Below are 18,988 nucleotides of genomic sequence, written 5' to 3'. Positions count from 1 at the left end.
CGTTAAATTTTGGATGAGAAAATTGAGCTAGTAAGCTACTTTCATTTGTGCAAAAATTTCTATTATTGTGTTACGTAATTTCATTCACGGCAAAAAAACAAGGAAAATGATAATATGTGTTGTAGACGATGACCCCATTTTTCACTACGTGTGCAAGGTAAATTTTTCTTCGCTCTGTGATGACTTAGAATTTTTGACCTTCTTAGACGGCAAACAGGCGTATGATTATTTCATTTGCCAGTCGGATCGAGGTAATGCACTTCCGGATATTGTGTTAGTCGATATAAATATGCCTGTAATGAATGGTTGGGAATTGGTAGATCATCTTAATAATCGTCATTTGCTTGACAACACAGAGCTTTACATTGTCAGTTCCTCTGTCTCTCCTGAAGATAGCTTTCGCAGCTTATCAAAAAAAGCGGTGACCGGATATGTGACGAAGCCACTACTTAAGGAAAATTTTACGCATATTTACCATGATGCTATACAAAAGTACAATGTTTGAATAAACGCTATTCAACAGCTTTTGCTGCCCATGTAACATTATCAAAACACAAAAGAATGCCGTATCAAGGGTCAGCACAAATCGCACCTTCAAAGCGAATACTAGACTTCAAAATAAAAAACGAACAAGAGGTGCGGGATATGGTTTCAGCGGCTGCAGATGTATGCAGGGCTCGCTATGCTACCATATCTATACTGAACGATCAGCACCAATATAATTTCTACAACAGGGGTTTCGATGAAGATACAATTCATAAAAACCATTCTGTTCCTCATAGTTTACAACAAGGCAATGATGTTGTCATCATTGAAAATTTAGAAAGTATATCCTACTTGCCTAATAGGGCATTAGGCAATGCCTATCCGAAAATTAACTTCTATGCAGGAATTCCCCTGCATAATGAGCGGTTGGAGGTGATCGGTTATCTTTGTGTCTATAATGATAAATCGATAAAGCTAACGGATGTACAGCGTACTCTACTGATTACCCTGTCTAAGCAGCTGGTAACATTGTTTGAGTCTGGACAAGTGCTATCTTCTATGGAGACTCAGTTCAGTGACACAGATCATCCATATATTCGTCGAGAATCCCTATTTAATAGCACGCGTATGGTTACGCTTTTGTTAGATAAAAATTTTTCGGTAATGGCGTGCCATCCATTGCTAGCTACCTTAATCTATGATAATTTGCAACGGAAAATCCAGGTAGGCGATGATATCAGAGACTATATCGGTGAACTCACTATGTCTGATTTTTTAAAGAACTTTGATCGGGCATTGGGAGGGCAAAGTATCTCTTTGCAAACAAAATCAGGCATATGCTGGGGGGGAGTGAACTCATTTTGTCATTTCAGCCCAGCCTACAATACGAACGGAGAGCTTATTGGTGTTTCTTATCATGCATTACCACTCTCTTCAGATCATAACAATGATCCCATTTCAAGAGGTAGCGATAGTCGATTACAATGGATTAACGATTTACAGCTACATCGATTTAGAGGACCACTCTCGTCTATTTTGGGTATTACACAGATTTGGAAAGAATTAAATAAAATCCCTTCCAACGACGAGATAGATATGATTATACAGGCTGCAACTAAATTGGATCGAGAAATACAAAGAGTCTTATTAGATTTTTGTAAGCAAGATAGATGATCATAACCCCGACTATTGAATTTGGCTGTTAGGTATAACCAGATGAAATGTACTTCCTTCATACAGTACACTTTCAACAGAAATAAAACTCTTGTTTGCCTGAGCAAGTTTTTGAGACATTTGTAATCCGAATCCCGTTCCGATCTCACCTTCTGTACCTGTGTTTGGTCCCACAACTTCTGTAAATAACTTACACTTAGTTTCCTCACTCATACCTGCTCCTGTATCCTTTATAGAAATCCTAGTTTGGGTTAGCATTGATGTGATCGAAATAATAACTTCACTTCTTCTATGGCTAAATTTCAAGGCATTTAACAAGATGTTTTTCAGAATAGTTCCCAAGTGCGAACGATCCATATAAACAACTACGCTATCACAAACCTGTATACTAATTTGAATTTCCTTTTTTGCGGCCATAAGTGCTACAGAAGCTATCACACTTTCTAGAACTGGTTTCAGCACTATTTTCTGTGAAAGCGCTGCGTAATGATCCTCTGCTTTATTGATCCAGTTTGTTAAGGTTTCTGCTGTCTGATTAATCTCTAACAGTTGCGCACTGATTTTTTTCAGAAGTGACTTCGACTCTCTTTCATCAACATCTCCTGATATAATCATGTCAAGGCATTGGTAAGAGGTGGTGATGGGCGAACGCATGTCGTGCGCCATAATCGCATAAAACTGCTCTTTCTTTTGATTCTGCAAATTCAGATAGTTCTTCTGTTTTAGAATTAACAATTGATACCGTTGTTGTATAGATATAAAATATTTTACCAGTAAAATAATGAAAAATAAATTGATCATTAGATTCGTCGCCATCCTAGTTTTAATCACATCCTCATCATAATGAAACTCCATTCCAATATATTTAGGAATAAGGATAGCCACTGCTACGATAATATTGCATATCAGTTGCTGGGAAAATCGTTCTAATATTAATAAGCTGCTAATTGCGACACATATTAAGTGATATTCGGCATCGCCATACGTGAGATTTACAATCACAAGAATTGCAATAGATGAAGATACTAGCAATATTTTTCCAGCTTCAAAGAACTGCTTAGAATTGAGATATAGTACGATTAAAAGCGTCATCAAATAAAACGTATCAGCTATAGTCATATAAACTGGATTATGACTACGATTTAATACGGTAAATAATATGGTAATAATGAATGACCAAACAGAAATCGTGTTGATCATACGCGTACGAATATTCTGTTGTGAGATGTCCTCGTTTTTGATACCTATTTCCTCTACTTTTCTGTTTATACGCGCAAAAAAATCTAGCACATTCATATTTTGTCGGTTAATCCTCTTGCGAAATTAAAAAATGATTGTTTTTTAAGACTTGTTATATTATTAAATTTCCTCTCATCACCATTGATAAGACAGTTAAATAACTATTGTGGCAAAGAATATCTAACCTAAAGTAGGTAACACAAAAACTCATAAAAAGTGTTGTAGAAAGCTTGAAAAAAGCCTTCAAAGACTACATAATGAAACTTGCTATACATTATCAGAGATAATTCCTAATATACGACAATTATCCAAATCTTTCTTCGCAAGCTCGTAATTCCTTGTCATACTTTCCTCATACTTTAATTCTGATTGAAAAAGCTTTTCTGCGACCTTATATCCAAGATAAAGTTTAACAAAATTTGCTGGAGTTATTTAGTGTGAAAAATATTTATTTCAAACAAAACAATTACCTTTATAATATAATAGCAGTGCTATTTAGTGTACAATTGTTAAGAGATATGCGGATATTAATTGTGGAGGATGAGAAGAGTCTTGCTCAAAATGTAATAGATTTTCTTAAAAAAGACAGACTAGAAACTTACTGGACCTCTACTATTCAACAAACTAAAAACTTCTTATTGAGCAATCAGATGGATGTTGTTTTATTAGATTTGGTATTACCCGATGGACAGGGAATGGAATTGGTACCATTTATAAAATCAAATGCCAGATCTACAAAAGTAATTATCGTTTCTGCTAATAACTCTATTGATTACAAGTTAATCGGGTTGAATAGCGGTGCAGATGATTACATGACGAAACCATTCTCACTACCCGAACTGAAGGCCAGAATAATGGCTGTAAAGAGGCGTGGATCAGAAGATTCTGAACAGTCAATTCTGCAATTCAACGAAATCGTAGTAAACCTGGAGCAGTATGAATGTAAAATCATGGGACAAATCGTGCCTCTTACCAAAAAGGAACTTTTATTGTTAACGTATTTTTTAAACAACAAGCGCAGAGTTTTATCCAGACAGGCTATCGCAACACATCTTTGGGAAGATTATACCTACAATTTGGATAATATAGACTTCATCTATCAACACCTTAAAAATCTCAGAAAGAAGATTAAAGATGCTGGCGGAGGCGATTATCTTAAGACTATTTACGGCATAGGATACAAGTGGTGCGAGTAAAATGGATCTTAGTACCCGAGTCACCTATTACTTTACAAGTATAGTCCTTGTATCACTTATCTTTGGATTTCTGATCTTTTACTTTGCTGTGGAAAGGTCGACTTCTCAATCTGCATTAGGTAAGCTGAAAAATCTAAATCATGTCATCGAAGAACGGATTTCGCAAGGGCAGTCCGTTGACCTACTAAGGCAACAATTTCCACACGTCCGTATTACAATGCTCAACGAATCGCAGGATAGTTTGGTGAGTATGGTGGTATCCGAAACAAATTATTCATGGAATGAAGCGTTTCAAACAAATGTCCATCGTGTCACCGTCGATTCATATCCTTTTATTGACTGTAAACATTACGCCATACAATCAGAGATAAATCTTACTATTATAGACGAGGAATTCTTAGTTGGCTTACTCATGGTGGTTGCATGGATATTTGTATTTATTATCATTTCCGTCTTATTCCTAGGAGAATTAATCTCTCGAAATTTGTACAGTCCTTTCTACAATTTATTGCAACAAATGAGCAATTTTGATGTGCGTAAGAAAAGGCCAATAACAACGACAATAACCTCCATTAAAGAATTAAAAAGGTTGAATGTGATCATGCATCATTTGACGCGGCAGACCATCAGACACTACGATGTACTGCAGGAGTTCACCGAGAACCTGGCGCACGAGATACGGACTCCACTAGCAAACATTAAAGGGAAGATCGAATTACTAATGGATCGTGACTTGACCGAAACAGATTTACAAAGCTTAAGTTCGATGTACGATAGTGTATTGCGCGTTTCTTCTATCAATAAATCTTTGGTCTTATTAATGCGTTTGGAGCAACATCCGCCAGCAGGAGAATCGGTCGATGTTATGCAAGATATTCGTACGACCATATCAGAATACGAAGAATTGATGGAAATGAAAAATATCAGTATTGACGTAAAAACAGAAGGAGAGTGCCATTTATTTATAAGTAGACTGTTGTCGCCCATGGTTTGGTCAAATTTATTAAGTAATGCCATCCGTTACAACTACGTCGGAGGCCAAATACAAATAACTATCTACCCGGATCAGGTATACATCAGAAATACGGGATTGAGCAAAGGACTGGACTCCTCGATTATTTTTAATCGCTTTCAATCTAGCCTCAACAATCCTGATGCAATAGGTATTGGTTTGGCCTTGGTACGTAAAATCTTAAATACCTATGGCTACGAGATATCCTATGAATATAAAAACAGCATGCATTGCTTTCTTGTTAATTCCTAAAATTTACAAAGTTTCTTCAAAATTAAATCAGATTTGATGGTTTCATTCGCGTTGTGGTTTCACCCGCTAACCGAATTATAAAATGAAACTTAAACTATTACTATGTATTCTAGTAGTGTGTAGCATGCAGGCTATTGCACAAGAAGATAAAAAGGATGAATCCCATAATATTCGAGCAGATGATATTCTCTTTAGCGATCCATTCAAAAGTTCTTTAGGAGAAATGCTCATAAATTTCGGAAATGCGGAAGACAAATTTCTTCGATTCTCTCTTTCCAGTCAATTATGGCTTCGAATGGTAGAAAACAATCCCGGCACAGCAGTGAACAGTCATCCACAAGATAATACATACGATGCCAGCATTCGACGTATGAGGATCATCATGAATGCCCAATTATCTAATTGGTATTCGATTCAAATGCAATTCGGTATTAATAATCAATCATTTATATCTGGTGGACCAAATGACGGTACAGGAGCTTTAGGAGCAGGCAAAAAACCTCAGATATTTTTCATGGATGCCTATAATGAAGTGGCATTAAAGCCTCGCATCAATGCCATTTCTAAAACACTCAACAGGAATCACCTATATGTAGGTCTCGGATTACATGGCTGGGCGGGTGTTAGTCGGATGACGAATGCTAGTACAACAAAAATGCTGACAGCAGATCTACCTGTATTAAATTTCCCTAATATTGAGGTCTCTGATCAGTTTGCACGACAATTTGGTGTCTTTGCGCATGGAGAGTTTGATCGATTCAATTACCGCGTTGCGATCAATAAGCCATTCGCGACTGATCGCCTACCTACTTTGCCAAACGTAGCAGTAGAAAACAATCTGGCGGGTGCTTTATCCTATTCCATGTACGGCATGTACCAATTTTGGGATAAGGAATTGACCAGTACAGCATTTTTTGCGGGTACGTATCTGGGTTATAAACGTGTCTTCAATATTGGTGGAGGGATATATTTTACTAAAGATGCAGCCCTAACATTTAGTACAGATCGGGATGTACTCACATCCCATAATCAGACAAATGCCGGTTTGGACGTATTTGTAGACATGCCAATAGGTGCGAAAGAGAAAGAAGCGGCTTTTAGCTTTTATTCGGTTATCTACAAAAATCAATTTGGTCCAAATTATTTAAGATTCTCCGGAATTCTAAATCCTGGAGAAGAAAACCCTGACTTTGAAGGGCAAGTGGCTTTAGAGGGTTTTGGGAATAATAGGATTTTAAATGGTACGGGATATGTGTGGTACACCCAAACCGGTTATGTCCTCCCTAAATTCAGCAACAAATTTAAGGTTCAGCCATTCATATCCTACGAATACAAAGATTTTGATGGCGTCAACCAGATTGGTCACTTTTATAATTTAGGCGCCAACTTATACATATTATCTCAAAATGCTAAGCTCGTATACCAATATCAATCTAGGCCGCTTTACACGATAGACACCCGTCAAGTTTTTACACGCCGAGGAGAGCATATTTTATCATTACAAATAACCTTATAATTTTATATTTCTATGATGAACAACATGACAAAAATTACTGACCCATCCTTAGGGGAAGGAAATGGGCACAGTAGCGAATTAACTGTCAAAGCACGATTGAAAGCAATAATGGGTGGATCTATCGGCAATTTGGTAGAGTGGTATGACTGGTACGCATACTCCGCATTTGCTATTTATTTTTCTTCATCCTTTTTTCCGGAGGCAGACCAGACCACACAATACCTGAATTCTGCTGGTATTTTTGGAGTCGCATTCTTGATGCGACCGGTCGGTGGCTGGCTATTCGGTACAATAGCCGACCGTGTTGGTCGCAAAAAAGCAATGACCATGTCTGTGTTGCTCATGTCCTTCGGTTCATTGCTAATCGCGTTAACGCCTACCTATACGACAGTGGGCGTGATTGCACCGATTTTATTACTCGTTGCCCGCCTATTGCAAGGGCTTAGCGTGGGAGGAGAGTACGGCGTATCTGCTACCTACCTCTCCGAAATGGCAACTGCAGATAGACGAGGTTTCTATTCTAGTTTTCAATACGTTACTCTAATCGGCGGACAGTTGATCGCTTTAGGAATACAACTTGTTTTACAAAAATTCCTGCTCACAGAGAGTCAACTGATGGAATGGGGATGGAGAATACCATTTGTGATTGGTGCTATATTATCAGTTATTGCATTGTATCTGCGAAAAAACCTACATGAAACGGATTCTTTTGAAAGAAACAGAACACAAAGTGAGCAAGAATTGCAGGATACGTCCACGCCGGAAAGCACGCGTAAAGAAGGTTCAATACGAGAATTGTTGCGTTATCCGAAGGCATTAGTCACGGTAGTTGGGCTTACACTTGGTGGTACGCTGGCATTTTATACCTACACGACCTATATGCAAAAGTTTTTGGTCAATACCGTTAACCTGACCAAAGAGCAATCTACTTTAATCTCCTTCCTGTCTTTGTTTATTTTTGCCGCTTTGCAACCTGTATTTGGCCTACTATCAGACAAAATTGGTCGAAGACCACTGCTTTTAGGATTTGGTATCTTAGGTACCGTGTGTACCGTACCGTTGCTTACGGGTTTAAGCCGAGCTACATCAGTATGGGAGGCATTTGCTTACCTTATGGTAGCGCTAATCATCGTTTCAGGATACACATCCATCAACGCCGTGGTGAAGGCAGAAATGTTTCCTGCTAGTATCCGCGCATTAGGTGTAGGATTGCCCTATGCATTGACGGTTAGCATATTTGGCGGTTCAGCAGAATATATTGCCCTATTCTTGAAGAAGAACGGAGTAGAAACCTACTATTACTGGTATATCACAGCCTGCATAGCCTGTTCATTGATTGTCTACATTTTTATGAAAGACACTAAAAAAACCTCACTACTAAATAAAGATTAAGCCATCTCACGGAGGTAATTGTGTTACGTTCCGCGATGAACTCTTAAAAAAAGTTAAACAGGATGTTTGACTATTTATACATAAAACCTTTAACCTTTGTATCTGTTCTTATAAGGTCCGATAAATATTTTTCGGATCTTATAAAAACATAAAATCATGGGAAAAGTTGGAATATTACAAGATTTGATCGAAATTAATAACGATCGTGTAGCAGGCTTTGATAAAGCTAATGAGGATATCAAAGATGAGAATATCGACTTAAAGCAGGTGTTTTCAAAATATGCTGATCAGAGCAGACGCTTTGCGCAAGAACTAAGTGCTGAAGTTGGTAGATTGGGAGAAGAAGTAGATACGGATAAAAGTGTAGCGGGTACATTACACCGTGCATGGATAGATATTAAATCTGTATTTAGTGGCGGTGATCGCAAAAGCATCCTTGACGAAGCAGAACGCGGAGAAGATGCGATTAAAGCAGCCTATAAGAAAGCACTTGAAGATGTAGAAATTACGGGTGAGTTGAGACAGGTTTTGACTGCTCAAGCACAGGAAGTTAACGAAGGTCACGATACGATAAAAGCATTGCGCGATCTATCAAAGTAACAATTGCCTTCAAATAATGAGGGTAGAGTAAGAATATTTAAGGCATCTGTATAAATAATAGGATTTATACAGATGCTTTTTTTGTGCTATGCTAATTTTCCGTATTGACCTGTGTGGTGAGCACTTCTGCTATCAAATTGGATTCATAACCTCTGCCAAGTGCATATTGAAAAAGTTTATGTTTTCTTTTGTAACTGTTTTCCTCGTTTATCAATTGGTTCTTCTTAGTTATAATTGACTCCAGACGAGCATAATATTCTTCTGCTTCGATCTCTGTTAATGCAATTCGGATCAATGGATTAGAAATTTGCTTCATTTTTAATCCCTGCTTGATCTTTATCTTTCCCCATCCTTTAAGCTTAAATTTACCTCGCACATATGCACGAGCAAATCGCTCTTCATTTAAAAAGTTGTCTTCTATCAGCAGACTAATGGTTGCTTCTACGTCACCCGAGTGAAGCCCCCAACTATACAACTTATCTCGCACTTCTTGCTGTGCCCGTTCCTGAAATGCACAATAGCTCTCGGCTTTTGCTTTTGCCTGCATAGGCGTATACACTTTCTTCGGGCGTTCACTTTCTAGCATACAGAATGGCTTTGCTGCAAAAATACTGGTTTTCGTGGATTGCTAAAGAAAATAGATAATGCGAATTTTAAGAATACATATCACACTTTAGATATCATCTTATGAAAACATACTCCACATTCGCCTATGCGTACTACCTATTTATAGCGGTATCACTCTCTCTGACTGCCTGTTCTAAGAGCGACGGAATAGGAGATGATGATACCGGTGGTAGTTTGAATAACCTTTCGGGAACGATTTATTATGACTGGGCTACAGAAGGAATTCTACGGTTCACAATGCCGTCAGGCTCAGGTGGCGCATTCATACCAGACAATCGTAAGTTGAATAACTTTGATGTCTCTCGAGATGGCGCCGAGCGGCTTACTGTTGTTAATGAAAGTACATTAGGTGTTTACCCGATCCGCTTCACGATCAGTAACATGTCCGACAATGCTACATTGGAAAACTTTGTATATAACAGTCCCGGATTAAATGCATTTTGTAAAGGATATTTGTCGCACGATAAAAGCTTGATCATGATTACATCAAATGATGAAGACGATGGCATTACGATTCTGCGCAGAAACGGCGAGTTTGTAACCCGTTTAATTGACATTAATGGCGAGGAATTTGATTTCAACGAAACCCGACTTTGGCTTCCCAACAATGGGATATTGCTTACACACAAAAATTTCATCATTCGCTTGGATCCGCCGTACACTTCTGGCAAGCTAGTTAAAGATATGGCCTATGATGATTGGGGAGATCTGGCGGTGAATCCTGCAGGAACGCAATTGCTTGTTCGTATTGGCAACCACCTGCATACCATGGATATGAACGGATCAGAACCGGTGAAAATTACAGAAAGTAACTTCAAAGAAGCAGAATCTGTATTTTCTCCAGATGGTAAGCATATCTTAGTGGGATCCGACTATAGACAGACCGGACCTTTTGGCTATGTATGGAATATGAAGATTATCCCTAATGATGGCAAAGTGTATAATGTAGATCCAGTAGTTGCTAATTCATCGGGTGTGATTCCCGTGATTTGGCGCGACGGAAAGATAGAAGCGGCAGGCGGGCAAGTGATTTGGCGCTAATGCATGCAACTTCATCCGTAATTCCGTAACTTTCCTATTTGGAGAATACATCCTATTCTATGAAGGGTTGCCGTTGGCTTATTGGCGTCATATTATCTCTTGCAGCTTACTCTGCCAGCGCACAGTCTATGCGTGATATTCAGGAGTACGGAGATAGTATTTACCAAACAATCAAAGTACGTCCGGATAATGAAGACAAAGCATTTGCACTGTTAGATCTCAGTTTCTTTTGGGGCGACTATGATACAGCACAGGCTTTTCAGTATATCGAACAGGCACAAACGCTCTTTCCTAAAAATAAAGACCATGCATTTCAAGGCGGAGTAATTGACTTTTATAGGGCATCTGCCTACTTTGACGCGGATCCAGATAAAGCTAAACAGCTGTATATGGCTGCGGAAAAAAACCTAAAACAAATAAATACAGAACGGGCAACACGGTACCGCATTCGCTTGTGGTCCAGCTATGGCGCATTGTTGCAGCGCGAAGGTCGTGCACGTGAATATGTAGAAGCTTTGATCACCCGTGTAATTCCTATGGCGACAGCAATTCGCGATACGTCATTATTAGGCAACAATTACCAGAATGTCGCTATGGCGCTGATGAATATGCAGGATTACAAAAAAGCTGATAGGTACTACAAGCAAGCCATCTCGATGCTTCGAGATGAATCGGCCAGCGATGAACATCGACTTACCGCATACGTAAATGCCGCACGTAACGCCATATTTCAACAGCATCTTGATCAGGCAAAGGTGCTATTGCAACTAGCTGCAAAGACACTTGATTTGATTCCGCTATCCACCTACGGCCCAATGTATTATACGGTGTATGGTAGTTACTGGAAGAAAAAAGGAAACTGGGAAAAAGCATTTGCCCAGTTTGACAAAGGCCTTGCTATGGCTCGCACACTCCAGAGTGAATCTTTGGCCGCAACGGTATTGTTTGATCAATATGAAGCTTATCGAGATGCGGGCAGATTGCCCCAAGCCAGACAATCGCTTTTGGAAGTATTGCCTTATGTAGAAAGCAGCGCCATCTGGCGCAATAAGCAGCGATTGTATTATAATCTGGCCATCATTGAAAATGATCTTGGTAATTATCAGCAATCAGCAGCTTGGTACAAAAAATATGCTGCGGTGGTAGATACCCTGACATCAGATGCGAATGAAACCCGAATCTTGGAGTTAGAAAAGAAATATCAAACCGCCGAGAAGGAAAGAGAACTATTGCTTACCCAAGAAAAGAATCAAGCGCAACAAATCTCATTGATACGTACCAGGGGCTGGATCGTGACCTTGTTATTTTGTTGTATTCTACTGTTGATGTTCGTTTTTATTGGCTATAGTAGTTTGCGTAATCGCAAACGCTTAAATGCTCAAAAGGATAAATTGCAGATATTCAACGCTATGGCTCATGGAGAAGAACAGGAGCGGAGCCGCATCGCCCGAGATCTACACGACGGATTAGGAGGTATACTGGCTGGTATTAAATTAAAATTGTCGGCCATCGTATCTCAAGCTACTCCTAATGCCCGTACTGCACAGATCGCTGAAAAAGATCCCTTGCAGGAACTCATTCATCAAGTCGATTATTCGGTAGACGAAGTGCGTCGGGTAGCGCGAAATATGATGCCCGAATCCTTACGTACGATGGGGCTGGAATCCGCGCTCAGCGACTTATGCCGAAGCATGCAACATGCCGGTCTGCAAGTCAATTTTAGCGCTACCAACTTATCGGGCGATTACGATCAACGGTTTCTTTTAGGAACCTATCGTATTGCGCAGGAATTATTGACCAATACCGTCCGCCATAGTGGTGCTTCTCGCGCTTGGCTGCAGTGTAGTGAAGATACTCCCCATTTTTACTTATCGATAGAGGATAATGGAAGAGGTTTTGACAAATCTAAAACAGAAACCGGATCTAGTGGGATCGGGCTTCAAAATATTCAAAATAGAGTCGATCTGCTCAATGGCCAAATAGAGATCGATACCGCGCCGGGTCAAGGTGTTTCTATTCACATAACCTTATATACGCATGTCTGAAATCATACAAGTTATCGTGGTCGACGATCATCCATTAGTGCTCCGTGGCTTTGAATACATCCTTGCCGCGGCGAAAGACATGCAGTTGAGTCGGTCTTTTGAGGATGCGCGAGAAGCCATCGCTTTTTTAGAGAACGCGCATGTTGATGTCGTTTTATTGGACATCAACATGCCGAATATGGACGGATTCCAAGCCATACAAACTATACAAAAGCACTATCCCGATATTCATGTAATTGCGATTAGCAATCTAAACGAAGCTAGCGTAGCTACACGTATGCTTCAACATGGTGCCGCAGGTTACCTGCTCAAGAATGTGTCGGCAGATGAACTTATCGCGGCCATACATGCTGTCTGTCGCGGAGAAAAGATCATTGCACAAGAGATGCAGGATATGTTGAAACAGGCTGATCACACGGTGCCTATCGTAACACGCCGAGAGCAGGAAATACTTTTACTGTTGGCGAAAGGTTTCACCACCAGCAAAATTGCCGACGATATGTTTATCAGTCCTTTAACAGTAGAAAGCCACCGTCGCAACCTTCTCCAGAAGTTTAAGGTGACCAATGTAGCCTCATTGATTCATAGAGCGACAGAAATGAAATTTATCTAGCGCGCAGTACCGGTACGAGAAGCAAACAAAAGAACCCTATCCCATGTTGCTTCTTGTACTATGTTGACATTTACCGATAAAGGAATTTATTGCGAGCCTGGCAAATTTTATATCGACCCCTGGAAGCCTGTCGATTTTGCTATCATTACGCATGGACATGCCGATCACGCCAAGTGGGGCATGAAAAACTACCTATGTCACCACTATACCGTTCCCATTTTGCAAAGCAGGATTAGTGCAGATATTTCCGTGCAAGGTATTGGTTATAATGAAGTTATTTCACGCAATGGTGTTAAGATTTCTTTACATCCTGCTGGCCACATTATCGGTTCAGCACAAATACGTTTAGAATATAAGGGTAAGGTTTCTGTCGTTTCCGGTGATTATAAGATTCAGGAAGATGGGCTGTCGACACCATTCGAACCCGTGAAATGCCATGAGTTTGTAACAGAAAGTACCTTCGGATTGCCTATTTATCGCTGGCAATCTGTAGCCACACAAAACGAACAATTACAACAGTGGGTGAGGAGCAATCAAGAGCAAAAAAAGACGTCGGTATTTGTGGGTTATTCGTTGGGCAAAGCGCAGCGAATTATGCAAGCGATGCAGGATGCCGGTCCACTATATGTTCATTATTCCATTGGTAAATTGAATCTCGCATTTGAGCAGATCGGTGTTCGTCTTCCAAAATATGAAATTGTAGACCTACGGGAAGATGTCAAACATTTGGATCAGGGAATCGTAATCGTGCCACCATCATTGTTAGAATCTAAGGTGATCAAGAAAATTCCACATATGGCACACGCGATATGTTCCGGATGGATGCAGGTACGTGGAGCCAGAAGATGGCGCAGCGCGGATGCGGGTTTTCCAATAAGTGATCATGCCGATTGGGAAGGATTGATTGAGGCCGTGAAAGCCACGGGTGCGGAGCAGGTGCACGTCACACACGGACAAACGGCAGTATTCGCCAAATACTTAAATGAGATTGGCATTCCGGCAGATGAAGTACCGACAGAATATGGTCGTGAAGAAGAGGATGAAAGTCCGGAAAATGTGGAGGTGCCCTCATGAAAGCATTTGCAGATCTTATTTATGCCTTAGACAGCACCAATAAAACTACCGCGAAGCTAGAAGCCATTCAGTTGTTTTTGCGTGATGGAGATGAGAAAGACAAATTGTGGTTTCTTGCCCTGTTTACGGGCAAGCGTCCAAAGCGACCATTAACCACGACTTTATTGAAATTGTGGGTGATGGAAGTAACCCAAATTCCCGAATGGCTATTTTTAGAATCTTACTCGGCAGTGGGTGATCTTGGCGAAACCATTGCCTTGGTGCTTCCTCCGCCATCTCGTATTGTAGAGCGTACCCTGTCGGAATGGATGACAGATATTATCTCGTTGAAAGACAAGACGGAGGTCGAAAAGAAAGCCTTCGTATTACAAGCTTGGGATACCTTACCCGCCCATGAGCGATTCATCTTCAATAAGTTATTGGGCGGTAGCTTTCGGATCGGTGTATCCTCCAAAACGCTTATAAATGCTTTATCTCGATTTTACGACATGGAGGAAAGTGCTGTTGCACATAGCATTATGGGGCATTGGAAAATGGAGGATGTGCTATTTGAGCAATTGGTGAAAGGACATTACAGTGATACCGAGTTATCCAAACCCTACACGTTCTGCCTGGCCTATGCTTTGGAGAAAGAATTGTCGGATTTGGGTGATCGTTCCGAATGGCAGGCGGAGTACAAATGGGATGGCATTCGTGGCCAGTTTATTAAACGGGAAGGCGAAGTGTTCATATGGTCTAGAGGCGAGGAGCTAGTTACAGAGCAATTTCCAGAAGTAGTCGAAGCGCTTTCGAGTTGGGAAGGCAATTTCGTAGTAGATGGTGAGATTCTAGCCTATAAAGACGCGCAAGTGCTACCTTTTAGTGAGTTGCAGAAGCGTTTAAACCGAAAGGTGATCTCCAAAAAAATGTTGACTGATGTACCCGTTTCTGTATTTCTCTATGATCTTTTAGAATATGACGGGGCGGACTGGCGCGCGCGTCCTTTGGCAGAACGACGCCTGAAGTTGGAAGAACTCGTTGCAAAAAATCCCGGTACGTCTTTACGCTTATCGGAGGTCATTTCTACGCAGGATTGGCATGCTTTACCTGCCATTCGCGAAGATGCGCGTTCGCTTAATAGTGAAGGCTTGATGCTCAAGCATCTCGGATCTCCATATCATAGTGGACGAAAAAAAGGGGATTGGTGGAAATGGAAGGTAGATCCATTGACGATTGATGCGGTGCTGGTGTATGCACAGAAGGGCAGTGGTCGTCGTAGCGCATACTACACGGATTATACGTTCGCCGTTAGGCGCGACGAAGAACTCGTAACCATAGCAAAAGCGTATTCAGGGTTGACGGATAAAGAAATTCAGGAAGTAAGCCGATTTGTGAATCGTAATGCCACCGAAAAGTTTGGTCCGGTACGCACGGTAAAGGCAGAATTGGTCTTTGAAATTGCTTTCGAAGGCATTGCCTTAAGTAATCGGCATAAGTCTGGCGTGGCGTTACGTTTTCCGCGTATATTGCGCTGGCGTAAAGACAAGACCGTGGCAGACATAGACAATATAGAGGAAATTAAAAAGCTAATACCATCCAGTACCTGATTGCATGAAGATTTCGGCTAAAAATATAGGCCAAACTGATGGCTATGGTATTATTACGAGCTGGATGGCCGAAAAAGGAAATCGACCCTTCAGCTTTCAGGAAAAGACATGGGCGGCCTACGCGTCGGGAAAGAGCGGTATGGTGGTAGCACCGACAGGATTCGGCAAAACGTTTTCTGTTTTTTTGGCAGTACTGCAAGATTTTATGAATCAACCCGATAGTTATCGGGCTGGACTAAAATTGATCTGGATTACGCCCATTCGTAGTCTGGCAAAGGATTTGGCGCGCGCCATGCAAGAAGCGATTGATGAAATAGGCTTAGATTGGGTGGTCGATGTCCGAAATGGCGACACGGATGTAAAACGCAAACAGCAGCAAAGCAAACAGATGCCGGATGTTTTACTGGTCACGCCCGAGAGTTTACATCTGCTATTAGCACAAAAAGCGCGAGACAAATTTTTCAAATCCTTACGTTGTGTGGCCGTAGATGAGTGGCACGAATTGCTGGGCACTAAACGCGGAGTGATGGTGGAGCTGGCATTGGCTTATCTGAGGCACAGCTATGGTAAGCTGCGCATCTGGGGAATTACGGCTACGATCGGCAATCTGGATCAAGCATTGGATGTGCTGATTCCGCCACCGCTGAAAAGTACCAAGATTGTGGCGACCGAAAAGAAGATCATCGAGATTCAGCCGGTATTCCCAGATGAGGTAGAAGTACTGCCTTGGGCCGGCCACATGGGAGGCAAGCTGGTCGAACAAGTAGTTCCGATCATTTTGGCCAGTCGCTCGACCATTGTGTTTACCAACACCAGAGGACAAAGTGAAATGTGGTATCAGCTTTTACTGGAAGCACATCCAGATTTTGCGGGACAAATCGCCTTACACCACGGCTCTATAGATGGTGCTATTCGGGAATGGATCGAAGATGCACTCAGCGAAGGAAAACTCAAAGCCGTGGTCTCTACTTCTTCGTTGGATTTAGGAGTTGATTTTAAACCTGTGGATACGGTGATACAAATTGGCTCCAGCAAAGGCGTAGCACGTTTTATGCAGCGAGCCGGCCGAAGCGGACATTCCCCGTTTGAGGTATCTAAAATCTACGTCGTTCCTACCCACTCGCTGGAGTTAATCGAAGTAGCGGCATTGAAAGAAGCGGTGAAGTCCAATACGATTGAATCACGCGACCCGATGGTGCAAACTTTCGATGTGCTGGTGCAATTTCTCGTGACCATCGCATTGGGTGGAGGCTTTCGACCAGCAGACATGATGGCCAGAATGAAAGATACGCACGCCTTTTCATACCTCACGGAAGAGGAATGGGCTTGGTGTCTATTCTTCATTACCCGTGGCGGACAGATCGGTGCTAACTACGAAGAATTTCACAAGGTAGTTGAAAATGAGGAAGGACTGATGGTGGTGACGAAACGGCGAATTGCCATGCTGCACCGCATGAATCTCGGCGTGATTGTGAGTGAAGCCATGATGCGCGTACGATTTACTTCCGGAGGTTATATTGGTATGATTGAGGAGTATTTTATTTCAAAACTAAAGGCAGGCGAAAAATTCATTTTGGCCGGTAGGGTACTGGAATTGGTGCGCATTAAGGAAATGACGACCTACGTCCGCTTATCTTCTGGTAAGGCGATCACACCAAGCTGGCTGGGTGGCCGACTGCCACTGAGTTCCAATTTAAGCCATTTTCTACGACAGAAGTTAGCGCGTTCCGCGCACCCTTCTGCCAAAGAGCAAGAATTACGCTTTCTGCATCCACTATTTGCCCGGCAAAAAAATTTCTCCCATATACCCAATGAAGATGAATTTCTGGTGGAGCTGATTGTCACCAAAGAAGGATACCATCTGTTTATGTATCCTTTTGAAGGTCGTTTAATCCACGAAGTGATGGCCGCCCTAATGGCTTACCGTATTAGCCGCTATTTTCCTATTACCTTTTCCATGGCGATGAATGATTACGGTTTCGAACTATTTTCCGATACCGAAATTTCACTTAGCGAAGCACAGGTAAAGGAGATCTTAAGTGCAGACCACCTAATGGAGGATGTCTTATCGAGTATAAACTCTACAGAGATGGCTAAGCGTAAGTTTCGCGATATCGCCGTGATTTCAGGTATGGTTATACAAACCTTTCCCGGCGCTCAGAAGAACAATAAGTCACTTCAATCCTCTTCTGGAATTATTTTTCAGGTTCTGGAAGATCACGATCCGCAGAATTTACTACTCCGACAGGCCTATACGGAGGTATTTAATCAGCAGCTGGAAGAGCCGCGATTACAAAGCGCGTTCAAACGTATAAATTCCAGCAAGATTATCTTTAAATTTGCCACGGGTTTTACGCCGCTAAGCTTTCCTATCAAGGTAGATAGTATGCGGCAATCGCTTTCCAGTGAAGATTTGGCGACACGCATCCGTCGGATGCAGGAAAGTGGGAACAAGCCCGGAAAAAGGCGACGATGAACATACAGGAACAAGCGATTGATTTTGCAGGGGAGACACTGATGCTGACCAATCAGCGGGTGGTGTATTGGCCTGTTGAAAATACATTGATTCTGTCGGATCTGCACGTAGGCAAGGCGGCACATTTTCGTAAATCGGGAATAGCATTGCCACAGCAGGTAGCGAGCCGGGATATGGATCGTTTGAGACTGCTTTTGGAGCATTACCAACCCCAAAAAGTGCTGATTACCGGGGATCTGCTTCATGCGGGTCTAAATTCGGAAGTAGCGTTTTTGAAAGACATCATCGAAGAGACAACGAGCGAATTTTTACTGGTAAAAGGCAATCACGATCGCTTATCTGATCGGGGGTTTGCAGATTTGGGAATTCGTCTGCTGGCAGACGGATTTTCTATACGAAATATTCATTTTACACACGGTGATCAGCGATCTTCGTCAACTGCTCATACCATCAGTGGCCATTTACATCCGGGAGTTCATGTACAGGTTGGTCGCAAAAGTACCATGCGATTTCCTTGCTTCGTGCTGTCTGATTCGCAATTAATATTACCGGCGTTTAGTCTTTTTAGCGGACTGGATACCAAAAGTGTGCCCGAAGGGGCGGCGTGTTATGCCATCTATGAAGACGGTCTGTTTCACGTAAGTTGTTGATTTCAAAAAT

General features: G+C 41.6%; 16 protein-coding genes. 14 read left to right on the top strand and 2 right to left on the bottom strand.

Features of this window, described 5'->3' with window-relative positions; all coding sequences use genetic code 11:
* The first annotated feature begins 106 nt into the window (after positions 1 to 106).
* Together M8998_RS03225 and M8998_RS03220 are read left to right on the top strand one after the other, a co-directional pair.
* Complete coding sequence (locus tag M8998_RS03225) at positions 107 to 505, top strand: response regulator (protein WP_249990588.1); 399 nt, start codon at positions 107 to 109, stop codon at positions 503 to 505.
* A 56-nt stretch (positions 506 to 561) separates the two neighbouring features.
* Positions 562 to 1,659, top strand: coding sequence for a sensor histidine kinase (locus M8998_RS03220; RefSeq protein WP_249990586.1), 1,098 nt, complete (start codon positions 562 to 564; stop codon positions 1,657 to 1,659).
* A 12-nt stretch (positions 1,660 to 1,671) separates the two neighbouring features.
* On the opposite strand, the gene M8998_RS03215 is transcribed toward M8998_RS03220, so the two are convergent.
* Positions 1,672 to 2,955 (bottom strand): sensor histidine kinase, encoded by a 1,284-nt coding sequence (locus tag M8998_RS03215; protein WP_249990584.1) that lies wholly within the window; start codon positions 2,953 to 2,955, stop codon positions 1,672 to 1,674.
* Between the two features lie 461 nt (positions 2,956 to 3,416).
* Between M8998_RS03215 and M8998_RS03210 the strand changes: the two genes are divergently transcribed.
* From M8998_RS03210 to M8998_RS03190, 5 genes are all read left to right on the top strand, one after another.
* On the top strand, positions 3,417 to 4,094 hold the full coding sequence (locus tag M8998_RS03210) for a response regulator transcription factor (RefSeq protein ID WP_249990582.1): 678 nt from the start codon (positions 3,417 to 3,419) through the stop codon (positions 4,092 to 4,094).
* An 88-nt stretch (positions 4,095 to 4,182) separates the two neighbouring features.
* Positions 4,183 to 5,358 (top strand): sensor histidine kinase, encoded by a 1,176-nt coding sequence (locus tag M8998_RS16265; RefSeq protein WP_249990580.1) that lies wholly within the window; start codon positions 4,183 to 4,185, stop codon positions 5,356 to 5,358.
* Positions 5,359 to 5,440: 82 nt separating this feature from the next.
* Positions 5,441 to 6,874: a hypothetical protein gene (locus M8998_RS03200; protein ID WP_249990578.1), complete on the top strand. Its 1,434-nt coding sequence runs from the start codon at positions 5,441 to 5,443 to the stop codon at positions 6,872 to 6,874.
* A gap of 24 nt (positions 6,875 to 6,898) precedes the next feature.
* Entirely contained in the window at positions 6,899 to 8,266 is a 1,368-nt protein-coding gene (locus M8998_RS03195) for an MFS transporter (protein ID WP_249990576.1), read from the top strand.
* A gap of 156 nt (positions 8,267 to 8,422) precedes the next feature.
* Positions 8,423 to 8,866, top strand: coding sequence for a ferritin-like domain-containing protein (locus tag M8998_RS03190; protein WP_249990575.1), 444 nt, complete (start codon positions 8,423 to 8,425; stop codon positions 8,864 to 8,866).
* Between the two features lie 91 nt (positions 8,867 to 8,957).
* Here the strand turns inward: M8998_RS03190 and M8998_RS03185 are convergent, their stop codons facing one another.
* Complete coding sequence (locus tag M8998_RS03185; RefSeq protein WP_249990574.1) at positions 8,958 to 9,452, bottom strand: regulatory protein RecX; 495 nt, start codon at positions 9,450 to 9,452, stop codon at positions 8,958 to 8,960.
* 101 nt (positions 9,453 to 9,553) lie between these two features.
* Between M8998_RS03185 and M8998_RS03180 the strand changes: the two genes are divergently transcribed.
* From M8998_RS03180 to pdeM, 7 genes are read left to right on the top strand one after another with little or no spacing between them, the layout of a single operon-like run.
* A complete protein-coding gene (locus tag M8998_RS03180; protein WP_249990573.1) occupies positions 9,554 to 10,534 on the top strand; it encodes a TolB-like translocation protein in 981 nt (326 codons plus the stop codon).
* A gap of 59 nt (positions 10,535 to 10,593) precedes the next feature.
* Positions 10,594 to 12,579 (top strand): sensor histidine kinase, encoded by a 1,986-nt coding sequence (locus M8998_RS03175; RefSeq protein ID WP_249990572.1) that lies wholly within the window; start codon positions 10,594 to 10,596, stop codon positions 12,577 to 12,579.
* A complete protein-coding gene (locus M8998_RS03170; protein ID WP_249990571.1) occupies positions 12,572 to 13,192 on the top strand; it encodes a response regulator transcription factor in 621 nt (206 codons plus the stop codon). The genes M8998_RS03175 and M8998_RS03170 overlap by 8 nt, the downstream gene beginning before the upstream one ends.
* Positions 13,193 to 13,252: 60 nt before the next feature.
* A complete protein-coding gene (locus M8998_RS03165; RefSeq protein ID WP_249990570.1) occupies positions 13,253 to 14,266 on the top strand; it encodes a ligase-associated DNA damage response exonuclease in 1,014 nt (337 codons plus the stop codon).
* Complete coding sequence (locus M8998_RS03160) at positions 14,263 to 15,852, top strand: ATP-dependent DNA ligase (RefSeq protein WP_249990569.1); 1,590 nt, start codon at positions 14,263 to 14,265, stop codon at positions 15,850 to 15,852. The genes M8998_RS03165 and M8998_RS03160 overlap by 4 nt, the downstream gene beginning before the upstream one ends.
* A 4-nt stretch (positions 15,853 to 15,856) precedes the next feature.
* On the top strand, positions 15,857 to 18,328 hold the full coding sequence (locus M8998_RS03155; protein WP_249990567.1) for a ligase-associated DNA damage response DEXH box helicase: 2,472 nt from the start codon (positions 15,857 to 15,859) through the stop codon (positions 18,326 to 18,328).
* Positions 18,325 to 18,978 carry a ligase-associated DNA damage response endonuclease PdeM gene (pdeM, locus tag M8998_RS03150; RefSeq protein WP_249990565.1) on the top strand — a complete coding sequence of 218 codons (654 nt, stop codon included), beginning with the start codon at positions 18,325 to 18,327 and terminating at the stop codon, positions 18,976 to 18,978. Before M8998_RS03155 ends, pdeM begins: the two co-directional genes overlap by 4 nt.
* Positions 18,979 to 18,988: the final 10 nt, after the last annotated feature.

This window comes from Sphingobacterium sp. lm-10, from assembly GCF_023554555.1.
Lineage (GTDB): Bacteria > Bacteroidota > Bacteroidia > Sphingobacteriales > Sphingobacteriaceae > Sphingobacterium.
The sequence above is the reverse complement of the archived record's forward strand: the minus strand, read 5'-3'. Positions and strand labels throughout refer to the sequence as shown.